13 protein-coding genes are annotated in these 16,288 nt (G+C 71.1%); 7 read left to right on the forward strand and 6 right to left on the reverse strand.

What is annotated here, in order from left to right; translation table 11 throughout:
* Window positions 1-121 precede the first annotated feature (121 nt).
* Together ACFQS7_RS04970 and ACFQS7_RS04975 are read left to right on the forward strand one after the other, a co-directional pair.
* Window positions 122-988, forward strand: coding sequence for an N-formylglutamate amidohydrolase (locus tag ACFQS7_RS04970; RefSeq protein ID WP_380065910.1), 867 nt, complete (start codon window positions 122-124; stop codon window positions 986-988).
* A 360-nt stretch (window positions 989-1,348) separates the two neighbouring features.
* Window positions 1,349-2,161, forward strand: coding sequence for a lytic transglycosylase domain-containing protein (locus ACFQS7_RS04975; RefSeq protein ID WP_380065911.1), 813 nt, complete (start codon window positions 1,349-1,351; stop codon window positions 2,159-2,161).
* Between the two features lie 127 nt (window positions 2,162-2,288).
* On the opposite strand, the gene ACFQS7_RS04980 is transcribed toward ACFQS7_RS04975, so the two are convergent.
* The gene (locus tag ACFQS7_RS04980; protein ID WP_380065912.1) at window positions 2,289-3,419 is read right to left on the reverse strand and encodes a CaiB/BaiF CoA transferase family protein; all 1,131 of its coding nucleotides are present in this window, start codon (window positions 3,417-3,419) and stop codon (window positions 2,289-2,291) included.
* Window positions 3,420-3,593: 174 nt separating this feature from the next.
* On the opposite strand from ACFQS7_RS04980, the gene zupT reads away from it, so the two are divergent.
* Entirely contained in the window at window positions 3,594-4,388 is a 795-nt protein-coding gene (gene zupT / locus ACFQS7_RS04985) for a zinc transporter ZupT (RefSeq protein ID WP_380065913.1), read from the forward strand.
* A gap of 163 nt (window positions 4,389-4,551) precedes the next feature.
* On the opposite strand, the gene ACFQS7_RS04990 is transcribed toward zupT, so the two are convergent.
* Window positions 4,552-5,721: an acyl-CoA dehydrogenase family protein gene (locus ACFQS7_RS04990; protein ID WP_380065914.1), complete on the reverse strand. Its 1,170-nt coding sequence runs from the start codon at window positions 5,719-5,721 to the stop codon at window positions 4,552-4,554.
* A gap of 115 nt (window positions 5,722-5,836) precedes the next feature.
* On the opposite strand from ACFQS7_RS04990, the gene ACFQS7_RS04995 reads away from it, so the two are divergent.
* The 4 genes from ACFQS7_RS04995 to ACFQS7_RS05010 all read left to right on the forward strand — a co-directional run bounded on the left by ACFQS7_RS04995 (window position 5,837) and on the right by ACFQS7_RS05010 (window position 11,057).
* On the forward strand, window positions 5,837-6,346 hold the full coding sequence (locus ACFQS7_RS04995; RefSeq protein ID WP_380065915.1) for a carbonic anhydrase: 510 nt from the start codon (window positions 5,837-5,839) through the stop codon (window positions 6,344-6,346).
* Window positions 6,347-6,393: 47 nt separating this feature from the next.
* Window positions 6,394-6,645, forward strand: coding sequence for a hypothetical protein (locus ACFQS7_RS05000; RefSeq protein WP_380065916.1), 252 nt, complete (start codon window positions 6,394-6,396; stop codon window positions 6,643-6,645).
* A 125-nt stretch (window positions 6,646-6,770) separates the two neighbouring features.
* A complete protein-coding gene (locus tag ACFQS7_RS05005) occupies window positions 6,771-7,907 on the forward strand; it encodes an efflux RND transporter periplasmic adaptor subunit (RefSeq protein ID WP_380065917.1) in 1,137 nt (378 codons plus the stop codon).
* Window positions 7,908-7,913: 6 nt separating this feature from the next.
* The gene (locus ACFQS7_RS05010) at window positions 7,914-11,057 is read left to right on the forward strand and encodes an efflux RND transporter permease subunit (protein WP_380065918.1); all 3,144 of its coding nucleotides are present in this window, start codon (window positions 7,914-7,916) and stop codon (window positions 11,055-11,057) included.
* Between the two features lie 26 nt (window positions 11,058-11,083).
* Here ACFQS7_RS05010 and ACFQS7_RS05015 read toward each other — a convergent pair whose 3' ends face one another.
* From ACFQS7_RS05015 to ACFQS7_RS05030, 4 genes are all read right to left on the reverse strand, one after another.
* The gene (locus ACFQS7_RS05015; protein ID WP_380065919.1) at window positions 11,084-11,242 is read right to left on the reverse strand and encodes a hypothetical protein; all 159 of its coding nucleotides are present in this window, start codon (window positions 11,240-11,242) and stop codon (window positions 11,084-11,086) included.
* Window positions 11,239-12,330, reverse strand: coding sequence for a PepSY-associated TM helix domain-containing protein (locus ACFQS7_RS05020; RefSeq protein WP_380065920.1), 1,092 nt, complete (start codon window positions 12,328-12,330; stop codon window positions 11,239-11,241). The genes ACFQS7_RS05015 and ACFQS7_RS05020 overlap by 4 nt, the downstream gene beginning before the upstream one ends.
* Entirely contained in the window at window positions 12,327-14,495 is a 2,169-nt protein-coding gene (locus ACFQS7_RS05025) for a TonB-dependent siderophore receptor (RefSeq protein ID WP_380065921.1), read from the reverse strand. Before ACFQS7_RS05025 ends, ACFQS7_RS05020 begins: the two co-directional genes overlap by 4 nt.
* 123 nt (window positions 14,496-14,618) lie before the next feature.
* On the reverse strand, window positions 14,619-16,247 hold the full coding sequence (locus tag ACFQS7_RS05030; protein WP_380065922.1) for a thiamine pyrophosphate-binding protein: 1,629 nt from the start codon (window positions 16,245-16,247) through the stop codon (window positions 14,619-14,621).
* Window positions 16,248-16,288: the final 41 nt, after the last annotated feature.

Genomic DNA, 16,288 nt, shown 5'->3' on the forward strand with positions numbered 1-16,288 from the left:
CCGGGGCCGCGTATCTAACCCGGCGGTGCGGGGTCGGCAAGCCTCCACCGACCACCTTCTCGATGTGCATGATGCGGGTTGATGACAGACGCCGCCGCCCGTGGCTTTATCCGGCGTGCCGATGGACCTCCCCCTGGAAATCACCCCCGCCCCGCCGCCCTACCTGCTGACGCGGCCGGCGCGGCGGACGGCGCCGCTGGTCTTCGCCTCGCCGCATTCGGGCCGGGCCTATCCGCCGGATTTCGTCGCCGCGGCGCGGCTGGACCCGCTCGCCTTGCGGCGGTCGGAGGACGGCTTCGTCGACGAGCTCTTCGCCGCCGCGCCGGAATTCGGCGCGCCCCTGCTGGCGGCGACCTTCCCGCGGGTCTTCTGCGACGTGAACCGGGAACCCTGGGAACTCGACCCCGGGATGTTCGACGGGCCGCTGCCGGCCTGGGTGAACACCGCCAGCCCTCGGGTCGGCGCGGGCCTCGGCACCATCGCCCGCGTGGTGGCGACCGGGGAGACGGTCTACCGCAACAAGCTTCGCTTCGAGGAGGCGGAGAACCGCATCCGCCATTACTGGCAGCCCTACCATGCCGCGCTGGCCGCGCTGATCGCCGAGACCCGCGACGAATTCGGCTACTGCCTGCTGATCGACTGCCATTCCATGCCGACCCACCCGGCGCATGTCGGCAACGCGCCGGATTTCGTCCTGGGCGACGCGCATGGCACCGCCTGCGCCCCACGGGCGACCCGGCTGGCGGAGGAACTGCTCTCCGGCCTCGGCTACCGGGTGCGGCGCAACGACCCCTATGCCGGCGGCTATGTCACCCGGCACTACGGCCGGCCGCGCGAAGGGGTGCATGCGCTGCAGGTCGAGATTGCCCGGCCGCTCTATATGGACGAGGCGCGGATCGAGCGGCTGCCGCGAATGCCGGCGCTGCAGGCCGACCTGACCCGAATGATCGCCGGTCTCGCCCAGGCGGACTGGTCCAGCCTCGCCTGACTGGGCCGGGCTTGGCGCGGACGCAGCCTGGCGGAGTTTCGACACCGGCCTGGATGCGACGGGAACGTGACTGACCTCACCGGTCGGTGACACCGCTTGGCCGCGAAGCGTGCAAAAAAAAGGCGGTGCCAGAGGCACCGCCGAGTTTAGGGAGGAAACGTCCAAGAAAGCAGGCAACCCGGCAACGCCGTGTTGCTGCGATGCACAAGTTAGGTGCCGCCCCGGCGTCTGACAAGGGAAATTTTGCGCTGCACCATAATTCATCGCCCTCCCGCATCGATGACCGCTCCCGATGGCAACCCTTCCATCCTCGACGTGATTAGCGGGTGCGGCTCGCGCCGTCCTTCTGGAGACCACCGCATGCTTCGTGCCGCCTTCCTCGCCCCAGCCGTGGCGTGTCTGGCCATGGCCTGTGCCGTCCCGGCGGCGCGGGCGGAGCGGCCGGCCCCGGCGCCGCCGGACCCCGGCCAGCTCTGCCGCCCGGCGATCCAGGCGGCCGAACGCGAGCACAAGGTGCCCACCGGCCTGCTGCACGCGATCGGCAAGGTCGAATCCGGCCGCCCCGATGCCAGCGGCCGCAACGTCGCCGCCTGGCCCTGGACCATCAATGCCGAGGGGCAGGGCCGCTACTTCGCAACAAAGGCCGAGGCGATCGCCGCGGTCGAGGCGCTGCGGGCCCGCGGCGTGACGGTGATCGATGTCGGCTGCCTGCAGGTGAACCTGAAGTACCACCCGGACGCCTTCCCTGACTTGGCCGCCGCCTTCGACCCGCTGGCCAATGCCCGCTATGCCGGGGGCTTCCTCAGGCGGTTGCAGGCCCAGGCCGGCAGCTGGGAGAAAGCCGCGGCGAACTATCATTCGGCGACGCCCGAGCGCGGCGAGCCCTATCGCCAGCAGGTCATGGCCGCCTGGCCGGCGATGGCGGTGCGGCTGGCCGAGGAGCAGCGGCGCGAGGCGATGATCGCCGCCTGGGCCGATGGCAAGGTGGTGTCGTCCAAACCGATCGGTACCAACGGCTTCCAGATCGTCGCCATGGCGACCCAGGGCAGCCCGCGTCGCGGGGCGGGCCAGCCGCTGCTGATGATGGGGACACCGGTCCTGCGCCCGAGCGCCGCAGGGCGCCGTGGGCTGTTGGAAGTGGCGGAGGCGCCGCCGCTCGCCGCGAGAAGGTAAGAAAAGGCCAGGGAGGAGGTATCCTCCCTGGACCCGCCTCTATTTTTGTGGGTTGGCATTCGCCGCGCGGCGGGTGCCAGACCCACAAAAGGGAAGGGAGGGGATACGTTTCGCTTCCCAGCCCTTCCTACCCGCCGAATTCCGCCCGGATCGCCGCCGAATGCTGCCCGATGCTCGGCACCGGCCCCAACACCCTTGGCCCGTCCGACAGCACCGCCGGCGGCGCGCCGATCGCCACCGGCCCGTTCGGCGTCTCCACCACCACCCGGCGCAGCGCCGGATGGGTGCGCAGCCCCTCGCAGTCGTTGACGAATCCATAGGCGGTATTGGCCCGGCGGAGCTTGGCGGCGCACTCCGCCCGGGTCAGCCCGGCGAAGACCGCGGCGATATGGGCATCCACCATGGGGCGGTTGGCGACGCGCTCGTTGTTGCTGCGGAAGCCCTCGCGCTGCGGCAGCCCGGCCTCCTCCATGAAATGGGCGCAGAAGCTGGCCCATTCCCGCTCGTTCTGGATGGCAATGAGGACCGACTGGCCGTCCTTGGTCTCGAAGGCGCCGTAAGGGCAGATGGAGGGATGCGCCAGGCCGATGCGCGGCGGGTTCTTGCCCGTACCCTCGTATTGCAGCAGCGGCACCGACATCCAGTCCGCCATGCCGTCGAACAGGCTGACGGCGATGCCCTTGCCCCGGCCGGTGATGCCGCGCTCGATCAGCGCTTCCAGCACCGCGGTGTAGCTGTTCATGCCGCAGGCGATGTCGCAGGCCGAGACGCCGACCCGGCCCGGGCCCTCCGCGCGGCCGGTGACATGGGCGAGGCCGGTCTCCGCCTGCACCAGCAGGTCGTAGGCCTTCATCGAGGCATATTCGCCCTCCTCGCCATAGCCGGAGATGTCGAGGGTGATCAGCCGCGGGTGTTTCTCCCGCAGCTTGGCGCTACCGAAGCCGGCCCGCGCCATGGCGCCGGGGGCGAGGTTCTGGATGAAGACATCGGCCTTCTCCAGCAGTCGTTCGAGCAGCGCCTTGTCCTCCGGCGCCTTGATGTCGAGGCAGAGGCTCTCCTTGCCGCGGTTCAGCCAGACGAAGTAGCTGGATTGCCCCTTGGCCACCGCATCGTAGGCGCGGGCGAAGTCGCCCTCGGCGCGTTCGATCTTGATGACCCGCGCCCCGGCATCGGCGAGGCGGGAGGCGCAATAGGGCGCGGCGACGGCCTGTTCCATCGAGACGACGAGCAGGCCCTGGAGGGGCTTCGATCCGGTCATGGGGCGCACTCTGGCCGAGCCTTCGCCGCGCGTCGAGGCGGCTCGGGACCGGCCGGATCCGTCCGCACCGGGCTTGACTTCGGCCCGGTGCCAGCCTTCCTGGCGCTCCCGTCCCTAAGGATGCCCGGCGGCGCCGGGCGCTGCCGATCGCCGCCGGAGGAACCCCGACCCGCCATGTCCGGCCTGTTCACCGAAGCCGCCCTGCTCGCGCTCGGCGTGACCGTGCTCGCGGGGCTCTCCACCATCCTCGGCAGCCTCGCCGTGCTGCGGGCGGACCGCGCCGATCCGCGCCTGCTGGCGATCGCGCTCGCCTTCGCCGGCGGCGCCATGGTCTATGTCTCGCTCGTCGAGATCCTCGGCAAGTCGGCCGGTGCCCTGGTCATGGAGCATGGCCTGCGCTGGGGCCATGGCCTGGCCACGCTCGCCTTCTTCGCCGGCGTGCTGGCGGTGATCGGGCTGGACCGGCTGGTGCCGAACCCGCATGCGGATGTCGCGGCCGCCGCGGCGGCGGAGAAGACCGAGCTCCGCCGGGTCGGGCTGCTCGCCGCCGCCGCGATCACCGCACACAACCTGCCGGAGGGGATGGCGACCTTCTTCGCCACCTTGGACGACCCGGTCCTGGGCAGCACGCTGGCCTTCGCCATCGCGCTGCACAACATCCCGGAAGGGATTTCCATCGCCGTGCCGGTCTTCTACGCCACGGGCAGCCGCTGGAAGGCGACGATGGCCACCGTCGTCGCAGGGCTGGCGGAGCCGGTGGGCGCGGTGCTCGGCTACCTCGTCCTGGCGCCGATCCTGACCCCGACCGTGATCGGGCTGCTCTTCGGCGCCATCGCCGGCATCATGGTCTTCCTCTCGCTGGACGAGCTGCTGCCCGCGGCCAAGCGCTATGCCAGCGGGCACGAGGCGACCTACGGCATGCTCGGCGGCATGGCCGTCCTGGCGGTCAGCCTCGTGCTGCTGCGGTAGCGAAGGGTCGTCTCCGTCAGGCCGGGCAACCGGGGCTTCGGATCATGGCGGCCCGTTGCGCGGTGCCCGCCCGGGCATGCGCACGAGGCCGGCATGGCCGCAGAAGATGTCCTGCTGTCGCCCGGGTACCGGCGCCGGTGGAGGCGCCGGCGGGACACGAGGCTCAGTAGCTCCGCGGCATCCCCAACACGTGCTCGCCGATATAGGAGAGGATCAGGTTGGTGCTGATCGGCGCCACCTGGTACAGCCGCGCCTCGCGGTATTTGCGCTCGATGTCGTACTCTTCCGCGAAGCCGAAGCCGCCGAAGGTCTGGATGCAGGCCTCGCCGGCGGCCCAGGCGGCGTCTGCGGCCAGCATCTTGCCCATGTTGGCTTCCTCGCCGCAGGGCAGGCCGGCCTCGAACTTCGCCAGTCCCAGCTTCACCACCGCTTCCGCCGCGCGCATCTGCGCATAGGCCTTGGCGATCGGGAACTGGACGCCCTGGTTCTGCCCGATCGGCCGGCCGAACAGCACGCGTTCCTTGCTGTAGTCCACGGCCTTCTGGATGAACCACTTGGCGTCGCCGATGGACTCGGACGAGATCAGCAGCCGCTCCGCATTCATCCCGTCGAGGATGTAGCGAAAGCCCTTGCCCTCCAGCCCGACCAGGTTCTCCGCCGGCACCACCATGTTGTCGAAGAAGACCTCGGTGGTGTTGTGGTTCATCATGGTGCGGATCGGCCGGATGGTCAGGCCGTTGCCGAGGGCCGCCTTCATGTCGACGATGAAGGTGGACAGCCCGTCGGTCTTCTTGGTGACCTCGCCGCGCGGCGTGGTGCGGGCCAGCAGCAGCATCAGGTCGGAATGCTCGGCCCGGCTGGTCCAGATCTTCTGGCCGTTGACGATGTAGCGGTCGCCGTCGCGCTTCGCCACGGTGCGCAGCGCGGTGGTGTCGGTGCCGCTGGTCGGCTCGGTGACGCCGAAGGCCTGCAGCCGCAGCGCGCCGGAGGCGATGCCGGGGAGGTAGCGCTTCTTCTGCTCCGCACTGCCATGCTTCAGCACCGCGCCCATGATGTACATCTGCGCGTGGCAGGCGCCGGCATTGCCGCCCGAGCGGTGGATCTCTTCCAGGATCGCCGCCGCGGCCGAGAGCGGCAGGCCGGCGCCGCCGTATTCCTCGGGGATCAGCGCGCCGAGCCAGCCGCCTTCCGTCAAGGCCTGGACGAATTCGGTGGGGTAGGCGCGGTCGCGGTCGACCCGGCGCCAGTATTCGCCGGGGAAGCGCCCGCAGAGCTTGGCCACCTCCTCCCGGATCTCGGCATGCGGATCGGTCGCGAGCTGCTGCTGGTCCATGGGATTCTCCTCCGTCCCGCCGGATTAGGACCGGCATCGCGGGGTGGCAAGGCGGGCGCTGGCCGCATCCGGCCCGCTGCCGCAGGATGACGCCCGTAGCACGGGGCAGGGGATCATGGCGGCCGTCGGGATCGTCTATCGCTCCCAGGCCGTCCCCGGCGCCGGCCGCCCCCTGCCGGCCGAGGGCGCCGCCGCCCTGCTCGCGGCGCTGGAAGCCCCGGAAGGCGGCCAGCGGCTCATGATTCCCCTCGATGCCCGCGGTATCGGGCTGCTGGGCGACGGCGGCGCGCCGGCCCAGAGGCCCTATGCCGCGCTGCTCGGCTGCGCCGACGCAAGGGTGCCGGCCGAGCTGATCCTCGGCGAAGGGCCGAACGACCTCTTCGTGGTCCGCGTCGCCGGCAAGGTGCTGGGGCAGGACGTGCTGGGCAGCCTGCGCTATGCCACCAACCGCCTGCCGCTGCGCGCCGCGGTGGTGCCGGGCCATGGCGGCTGCGGCGCGGTCGCCGCGGTGGTGGACCTGTTCCAGCGCCCGGCCGGCTTGGTGGCGCTCGCCACCGACCACGCGCTGCGCGGCCTGCTTGATAGGTTGCCGCTGGTGGTGCAGCCGCGGCCCGGCTGCTGGTGACGGCGCCTGGCGCGGCTGCTGCGCGGCGCCCTGGCCGGCGTGCCGCATTGGTCGAGGTCGCGGTCGCGTTCGCGTTCGCGTTGAACGCGGCCTCTGGCGCCTTCATGCTGCAGAAGGACCTGGCACGCGGCGGCGGCCGGGTGATCACCGTGCTGCACGGGGTCTACGCGGTGAACAGCCGGCTGGTCCAGGCCGCCGACCCGGTGGCGGGCGAGCGGCCAGGACTGGCCCCCGCCCCGGGCAGACGAGGCCGGCTTCCTCGCCGCCTTCGCCCGCAGCCCGCCGCGTTGCTGGCCTGAGGGGGGCTCGCACCGTCCCGCAAGCACCACCGGTTCCGCAGCTGTGACAAACTCCTTCGCCTCGCGCTAGGGTGACGGGAACCCTTGTCGTTGTGCCGGCCAAACAGGCCGGGCTGGAGCCGCCGATGTCCGTTCTCCGCCTTGTCCTGGCGAGCCTGCTCGTGCTGGCGGCTGCCGGCTGCGACGAGAAGAAGCCGGCCCCAGCCGGCGCCGCCGCGCCGCCGCCCGCGGTGCTGGTGGTGACCGCGGCCGAGCAGCCGGTGACCCAGGGGATGGAATTCGTCGGCCGGGTGGAGGCGCTGGAACGCGTCGACATCCGCGCCCGGGTCACCGGCTTCCTGCGCGAGCGGACCTTCGTCGAAGGCCAGGTGGTCGCCGCCGACGACATGATCTTCCAGATCGAGCCCGAGCCCTTCCAGGCCGAGGTGGCGCTCAAGCAGGCGGCGATCGACCGGGCGAAGGCCGAGTTGCACAATGCCGAGCTGCAGGTGGCCCGCGGGCGGGAGCTGATCCGCACCAACGCCATCCCGCAATCGACGCTCGACCAGCGGATCGCCGAGCAGCAGACCGCCGCGGCCGCGCTGTCCGGCGCCCAGGCGGAGCTGCAGCGGGCGCAGATCCAGCTCGGCTACACCCAGATCGTCTCGCCGATCGCCGGCCGCATCGGCCGCGCCACGCTGACGCCGGGCAACGTGGTGGGGCCGGACAGCGGGGTGCTGACATCGGTGGTGCGGCAGGACCAGATGCGGGTGACCTTCCCGGTGACGCAGCGGCAGATCCTGGAATTCCGCCGCAAGGCCGCGGACAAGGCGGTCGAGCAGATCCAGGTCCGGCTGAAGCTGTCGGACGGCACGGTCTTCGACCAGGTGGGGAAGGTCAACTTCCTCGACGTGCAGACCGACAAGGCGACCGACAGCGTGCTGGTCCAGGCCCTGTTCCCGAACCCGCAGGCGCTGCTGTCGGACGGCCAGTTCGTCGGCGTGGTGGTGGAGGCCGAGGCGCCGAAACAGGCCATCCTGATCCCGCAATCGGCGGTGCAGGTCGACCAGGCCGGCGCCTTTCTGCTGGTGGTGGGCGAGGGCAACAAGGTCGAGCAGAAGCGGGTGAAGCTGGGCCGCGGCCCGACCGGGCAGCAGGTGGTCGAGGAGGGCCTCGCGGTGGGCGCGCGGGTGATCACCGAGGGCGGCCAGCGTGCCCGGCCCGGCGCGGTGGTGGCGCCGAGGCCGGCGCCGCCCATGCTCGGCCAGGCGCGGGCGGGCTGAGCCGCCATGTCGAAGCTCTTCGTCGACCGGCCGCGGCTGGCGCTGGTCATCGCCATCGTCACCGTCATCGCCGGGCTGGTGTCCCTGCTGCAGATCCCGGTGGCGCAGTTCCCCGACATCGTCCCGCCGCAGGTGCAGGTGACGGCGCGCTTCCCTGGCGCCTCCGCCGAGATCGTCGAGGCGACGGTCGCCCAGCCGATCGAGAGCCAGGTCAACGGCGTCGACAAGATGCTGTACATGAAAAGCACCAGCGGCAACGACGGCAGCTATACGCTGAGCGTCTCCTTCGCCGTCGGCACCGACCCGGACCAGAACACCACCAACGTCAACAACCGGGTGCAGCTGGCGCTCGCCCTGCTGCCGGACGAGGTGCAGCGGCAGGGGCTTTCGGTCAGGAAGAAGTCGGCGGCGCTGCTGCAGGTGATCGCGGTGCAGTCGAACGCCGGCCAGCAGGATCCGCTGTTCATCAGCAACTACGTCACCATCAACATCCTGGATGCGCTGCGCCGGGTGCCGGGCGTGGGCGATGCCACCATGTTCGGCCCGCTCGACTATGCGATGCGGATCTCCTTCCAGACCGATCGCATGACCGGGCTCGGCCTGACGCCGGCCGACGTCATCGGCGCCATCCAGGCGCAGAACAAGGTGGCGCCGATCGGCCGGATCGGCGCCCAGCCGATCAGCGACGACACCTCCTACCAGCTCAACATCCGCACCACCGGCCGGCTGGTGGAGGCGGAGGAGTTCGGCCGCATCCTGATCCGCGCCAACCCGGACGGCAGCGTGCTGCGGGTGCGTGACGTGGCGCGCATAGAGCTCGGCGCCTACAACCAGGATGTGCAGACGCGGCAGGACGGCGCGGATGCCGTGCTGGTGCCGGTCTACCTGGCGCCGGGGGCGAATGCGGTCGGCGTGGCCAGCGCGGTCGACAAGGTGATGCAGGGGCTGTCCGCGCGCTTCCCCGCCGGCCTGTCCTACCAGGTCACCTACGACACCACCGAATTCGTCAAGCTGACGATCGAATCGGTGATCCATACCCTGGTCGAGGCCTTCATCCTGGTGGTGCTGGTCGTCTTCATCTTCCTCGGCAACCTGCGCGCCACGCTGATCCCGCTGGTCGCGGTGCCGGTCAGCCTGATCGGCACCTTCATCGTGCTGCTGGCGATGGGCTATTCGGCCAACACCATCTCCCTGCTGGCGATGGTGCTGGCGATCGGCATCGTGGTGGACGACGCCATCGTGGTGGTCGAAGCCGTCGAGGCGACGATGGAGGCCCATCCCGGGCTCTCGGTGCCGGATGCCACCAAGCAGGCGATGGAGACGATCACCGCGCCGATCATCGCCATCACCCTGGTTCTGCTGTCCGTCTTCGTGCCGCTGGCCTTCATCCCCGGCATCTCGGGCGAGCTGTTCCGGCAGTTCGCGGTAACCGTCAGCGTCTCGATGCTGTTCTCGGCGGTCAATGCGCTGACCCTGTCGCCGGCGCTCTGCGCCATCCTGCTGAAGGGGCATCACGGCCCGAAGCGCGGCATCATGGGCAGGATCTCGGCCGGGATCGACCGGGTGAGGGACGGCTACGGCGCCATCGTCGCCCGGCTGGTGCGCGTCTCGGTGCTCAGCCTTGTGCTGCTCGGGGTCATCACGGCCGGCATCGTCTGGGTCGGCGGCAGGACGCCGGGCGGCTTCCTGCCGCAGGAGGACCAGGGCGCCTTCTTCGTCGAGGCCAAGCTGCCCGAAGGCGCCTCGCTCAACCGCACGCGGGAGGTGGCGAGGCAGGTCGAGGCGGCGATCGAGGGGCTGCCCGGGGTCGAGCATGTCTCGACCGTTGCCGGCTATTCGATGCTGTCGGGCCTGGCGCAGTCGAACAACGCCTTCTTCATCGTCACCCTGAAGAGCTTCGGCGAACGCACCGCGCCGGAGGCCAAGGTGTCCGGCCTGCTGGCCGAGGTGATCCGGGCGACGGCCGGGGTGCCGGCGCAGGTCATCCCCTTCGCGCCGCCGCCGATCATGGGGCTCGGCACCGGCGGCGGCTTCGAGTTCCAGTTGCAGAACCTGGAGGGCCAGACCCCGGCCGAGATGGCCGCGGTGATGCGGGCGCTGGTGCTGGCGGCGAACCAGGACCCCGCGCTGTCGCGCGTCTTCTCGACCTTTGCGGCCAATACGCCCTCGGTCTTCCTTGAGGTGGACCGCGACAAGGCGCAGGTACTCGGGGTGTCCATCGGCGACCTGTTCGGCGCGATGCAGGCGACGCTCGGCGGCGCCTATGTGAACGACTTCAACCTGTTCGGCCGCAGCTGGAAGGTGAACGTGATGGCGGAGCAGCAGGACCGCGCCGCCATCACCGACATCTACCGCGTGCACCTGCGGGCCAAGGACGGCTCCATGGTGCCGGTGCGGGCGGTGGCCGACGCGCGGATCGAGTACGGGCCGCAGAGCATCGTCCGCTACAACAACGTCCACAGCCTGACGATCAACGGCGAACCCGCCGCGGGCCGCAGCAGCGGCGAGGCCTTGGCGGCGATGGAGCGCGTCGCCCGCGACACCCTGCCGCAGGGCTACAACTTCGAATGGACCGGCACCGCCTTCCAGGAGAAGGCGGCCGAGGGGCAGACCGCCATCATCCTGGCGCTGGCCATCCTGTTCGCCTTCCTCTTCCTGGTTGGCCTGTACGAAAGCTGGACCATCCCGGTGCCGGTGCTGCTGTCCGTCGCGGTCGGCGTGCTGGGGGCGATGGCCTCGATCGGGGCGTCGGGGCTGGCGCTCGACCTCTATGCCCAGGTGGGAATCGTGGTGCTGATCGCGCTGGCGGCGAAGAACGGCATCCTGATCATCGAATTCGCCAAGGAGCAGCGGGAGCACGGCAAATCGATCGTCGAGGCGGCGACGCTCGGCGCCAAATTGCGCTTCCGCGCGGTGATGATGACCAGCTTCGCCTTCATCCTTGGCCTCTATCCGCTGGTGGTGGCGAGCGGCGCGTCCGAGATCAGCCGGCGCGCGGTGGGCACGCCGGTCTTCTGGGGCATGCTGGCGGCATCGACCATCGGCATCTTCATGATCCCGATGCTGTATGTCGTGTTCCAGACGGCGCGGGAGAAGGCGAAGGCGGCGCTGGGGATGGCCAAGCCGAAGGTGCCGGCAACGACCCACTGACGGCGCGCGGGGAACCGTCCGGCGCGTCAGGCCCGCCGGCGTCCCCCCCACCAGGCCACGGCCAGGGGCAGGACCAGCCCGAGGCTCGCCATCGCGTCCCAGGCCCCGTCGCCCACCAGCCCGGCGAGCAACCCGGCGGCGGAGACCGCGGCGAGCGCGGCGGGGATCGGCCAGCCGCGCCTCATGCCGCGCTGCCCCGCCGCCGCCGCCACCACAGCCAGACCCCGCTGCCGAGCACCACGATCGTCACCAGGTCCAGCACCGCCCAGGCCAGCTTCAGCGGCAGCCCGCCGTAGTCGCCGAAATGCAGCGGCTGGGACAGCAGCAGCGCCTGGACGTACCAGGGCATCGGCCGGATATCCGTCAGCGCGCCGCTCGCCGCATCGACCAGCGCCGGCGTCAGCACGCGATGCGTCAGCGGGGTGTCGCCGCGCAGGAAGACCGCATAGTGGTGCGGGCCGGAGAACATGGTCTGCGGCCAGGCGACGAAGAAGATGTCCATGCCCGGCGCCGCCTCCCGCGCCGCCGCGACCGCGGCCTGGACCGACCCCGGCGCCCCGACCGGCGGCTGGCCACGCCAGGGCGCCGTCATCGCCGCCAGCTGGTCGGCCCGCCAGACCGCCAGCACCTGCTCGGCGAGCGTGTTCACCACGCCCGTCGCGCCGACCACCAGCACCCAGCTCAGCGTCACCACGCCGAGGATGTTGTGCAGGTCGAGCCAGCGGAGCCGCGCGCTGCGCCCGGCCCGCACCGCGCCGAAGTCGCCGTGCCGCGCGAAGGGGGCGTACAGCACCGCGCCGGAGACGGTCGCAAGCACGAACAGCAGGCCCATCGCGCCGAGAAACAGCTTGCCGGGGATGCCGGCGAAGATGTCGGTGTGCAGCCGCAGCATCCAGTAGAGGAACCCCTCGCGGTCGCGCGGCTCGCCGAGCACCGCAGCGCTGCGCGCGTCGACGAGCACGGTCGTCAGCGCCTCGGGCGACGAGTCCGGTGCGGGCGCCATGCTCAGCCGCAGGATGGCGGGGTCATCTTCCCAGATCAGGTAATGCACCACTTCGCCGGGCCGGGCAGCGCGGGCGGCGGCGACGACGCGGTCTAGGTCGGCCATGGGGGTTCCCGGCGGCAGCGGCGGCGCCTCGATCTCCGCCCCCGTCAGGTGGCCGATCTCATGGTGGAAGATCAGCGGCAGGCCGGTGAGGCAGAGCAGCAGCAGGAACAGCGTGCAGGCCAGGCTCGACCAGCTATGCAGCCGCGCCCATCCGCGCAGCGTCACCAGCGCTTCACCAGGCTGGCCAGCACCGTCCGCCGGTTGCCATAGAAGCAGGCGGTGTCGCTGGTGCAGCGCGAGACATAGGTGGTGTCGAACAGGTTGTTGGCCGTCACCGCCACCTGCGTGCCGTCGAACTCACGGCCGAGGCGGCCGAGGTCGTAGCGCAGTGCGGCATCCACCAGCGTGACCGAGGGCACCACGTTGTGCGCCGCGTTGCCGGTGGTGCTGTTGCCTAGGAAGCGGATGCCGGCGCCGAGGCCAAGCCCGGCGAGGCGGCCCCAGGCCTCGTCGAAGCTCTGGTCGGCATAGAGCCCGGCGCCATAGGCCGGGACGCCGGCCGGCCGGTTGCCGACCTCCTCCGCCGCGCCCTTGGTGATGGTGGGGTCCAGGTAGGTGAAGGAACTGATCAGGCTGAGGCCGCGGGCGAGGCGGCCGACGCCTTCCAGCTCAAGCCCGCGCACCCGGATCTCGCCGGTCTGGACCTGGAACAGCGGGTTGTTCGGGTCGGTGGTCAGGCTGTCGGTCTGGGTGATCTGGAAGGCGGAGGCCTGGACGAAGCTCTCGCCGCCCGGTGGCTGGTACTTGACCCCGACCTCGAACTGCTCGCCCGAGCGGGGCCGGAAGGCCTGCCCGGCGGCGTCGGTGCCCGGTGTGGGCAGGAAGGAGGTGGACCAGCTCGCATAGGGCGCCAGGCCGCCGGGGGCGAGATAGACCAGCCCGACCCGCGCCGTCGCCGCCGTGTCGCGCTGCCGCTGGGTGGTGCCGCCGATGCGGTCGAGCGTGTCGCTGTCCACCCAGTCGTTGCGGACGCCGGCGGTCAGCACCAGGCGCTCGCCGAGCCGGATCTGGTCCTGCGCATAGAGCCCGTATTGCGCGGTGTTCTGCCGCGTGTTGAGGCTCGGCGACGGGAGCGGCACGGGCGAGCCGTAGGCCGGGCTGAAGACATCGAGGCCAGGCGCGGCGCCGAAGGCCTGCGGATTGGCGATCCGCACCGTGGAATAGTCGAAGCCGGCCAGAAGCTTGTGCCCAAGCGGGCCGGTGGCGAAGCGGACCTCTGCCTGGTTGTCGACCTGGAAGCGGTCCACATCGGGGTTGGTGACGTAGCTGATGCGCGACAGCGTCCGGTCGTCGTCCAGCAGCCCGGTGCCGACCGTTTGCCGCCAGTTGATGCCGGAATGTGCCCAGCGGAGGTTCTGCCGGACGGTCACGGCCTCGCCGAGCCGGCGCTCGAACTCGCTGCCGACGCCCCACTGGGTGATGTCGTACTTGTCGAAGCCAGGCTCGCCGACGAAGCGGCGCGTCGGGATGCGGCCGAAGGCGGTTTCGGTGACGGTGCCGCGATAGGGCAGGAATTGCGCACCTTGGGTGCGGTCCCGCTGGTAGTAGGCGTGGACGGTCAGCCGCGTGTCGTTGTCCGGCCGCCAGGTCAACGCCGGCGCGACGAAGACGCGGTCGTTGCCCACCTTGTCGACCTGGCTGTCGGCGATCCGCCCAAGCGCGGTCAGGCTGTAGGACCAGACGCCATTGCGGTCGAGCGGCCCGCTGCTGGTGCCGGCCGCCTGGGCACGGCCGAAATCGCCGGCCGAGAGGCGCACCTCGCCCTGCGGCGTCAGGGTCGGCCGGCGGGAAACCTGGTTCACCAGGCCGCCGGGCTGGATCTGGCCATAGAGGACCGAGGCCGGACCGCGGACGATCTCGAAGCGGTCGAGCCCATAGGTCTCGAGCGATCCGGCGGCGAAGCCGGTGCTGTAGCGCAGCCCGTCGAGGTAGATGCTGTTGTCCACCGCGTCGAAGCCGCGCAGCAGCAGGAAGTCGGCGCGCGGGTCCGGACCGTAGGATTCACCCCGCAGCCCCGACTGGTAGCGGATCGCCTCTCCCAGCGTCTGCGCCTGCAATGCGTCGATGGCGCTGCGCGGCACGACCGAGACGGATTGCGGCACTTCGAGGAGCGGGGTCGCGCCCTTGGTGCCGGCAATGGCCTCGGTCGCCACGAAGCCGCGGGTGGGTTCGGCGACGCCGAGCGGCGGGCGGCCGGCGACATCGATCTCGGGCAACCGGATCGCGCCTTCCGCCGCGCCCTGCTGCGCGGTTGCGGGGCTGGCCAAGGCGCCGGCGAGGCCGAGGGACAGCGCACCGAGGAGGAAGGTGGGGCAGGCGCAGCGCGACACGGTGGGACTCCCGAAGAGGCAGGTACCGTTTGATATTGAGAGTCATTCGCAATTGCAAGGTCGAGTCGCAGCCGGGGTGCCGCCCACACGGCCGTGCCTGGTCCGCGCCGGCGTCGGCTGCGATCACTCGGTCGCTCTCGCCCCCGGCAGCACGGCCTGCAGCGAGGTCCGCACCACGATCGCCGCCGCTCCCGGCGCCTGCAGCGCCGCCTCCAGCGCCGGGAAATCGTCCTTGCCGTCGATCACCGTCACCGGCACCCGGAAGGCCGCGCACCACTGGGCGAAGTCCGGGTTGATCAGCGAGGTCCCCGAGACCCGGCCCGGATGCGCCTTCTCCTGGTGGATGCGGATCGAGGCGTAGCTGCCGTTGTCGGACAAGACGAGCTTGAGCGGCACGCCGCGGGCGACGGCCACCGCATATTCCCCGCCGGTCATCAGTGCGCCGCCGTCGCCGACCAGCGCGATGACCGTGCGGTCCGGAAGCCGCAGCGCCGCCGCCACACCGGCCGGCACGCCGAAGCCCATGGCGCCGGAGACCGGCACCAGCAGGCGCTGCGGCGGGGTCCAGGCGGCCTTGCGGTAGAAGGGCGCGCCGAAGGTGCCGGCATCCAGGGTGACGATGACGTCGGGCGGGGCGATGCGCTCGATCAGCTTGGCGACCTCGGCGAAAGCGACGCCATCCTCGAAGCGGCGCGGCACCACCTGGCAGTCTGAGACATGCAGGTCACGCAGCCTTGCGTTCCAGGCGGCGCGGCAGGGTGGGGCGGCGGGCGGCTCGGCAGCCAGTGCGGCAATGGTCGCCTGTGCATCGGCGGCGATGGCGAGCTCGGCCGGGAAGAGCCAGCCGAGGAAGCGCGGGTCGGCGCAGACATGCACCAGCCGCTGCCCGGCCGCCGGCCAGGTCCAGCCTTGCGTCGTGATGTCGGTCAGCCTCGTGCCGAGGGCCAGCACCAGGTCGGCCTCGGCGAAGGCGGCGCGCTGGGCATCGGGGTTCCGCAGGCCGAGGTCGCCGGCATAGAGCGGGTGTTGGTTGGGGAACAGGTCCTGGCGGCGAAAGGAGACGGCGACCGGCAGGTCCCAGGCCTCGGCGAAGTCCAACAGCGCGGCGCGGCCGGTGGGCGATTCGAAGCCGTGGCCGGCCAGCAGGATCGGCCGTTCCGCGCCGCGCAGCAAAGCGGCGAGGCGGGCCGCGTCGGCCGGTGCCGGCGGCACGGGGGCGGGCAGGGTGGCCGGCATGAGGGGCGCGCGGCACTCCATCGCCAGCACGTCCTCGGGCAGCGAGAGGACGACCGGGCCGGGCACGCCGCCCATCGCCTGCGCAAAGGCGCGGGCGATGAATTCCGGTGCCTGGTCCGGGTCGGTCAACTCGCCCACCCACTTCGCCACGCCGCGGAACATGTTGGCGTAGTCGATCTCCTGGAAGGCGTTGCGGCGGAGGTCGCGCTTCTCCACCTGCCCGACCAGCAGGATCAGCGGCGTGGCGTCCTGTTCGGCGGTATGCACCGCGATGCTGGCATTGCAGGCGCCGGGGCCACGGGAGACCAGCACGACGCCGGGCAACCCTGTCAGCTTGGCATCGGCCACCGCCATGAAGCCGGCGCCGCCCTCGCTGCGGCAGGTGACCAGGTCGAGCGTGTTGTGCGCATGCAGCGCGTCGAGCAGGGCGATGTAGCTCTCGCCCGGCACGCAGAAGGCGCGGTCGACCCCCTGGGCCGCGAGGAATTCGACGATGCGTTCTGCGGCGGTCGGCATTGCGTGTCCCGGTCGTTTTCCCTGGGACCGGACTACCGCAG

Origin of the sequence: Dankookia sp. GCM10030260, assembly GCF_042666655.1 — a bacterium.
GTDB lineage: Bacteria > Pseudomonadota > Alphaproteobacteria > Acetobacterales > Acetobacteraceae > Paracraurococcus.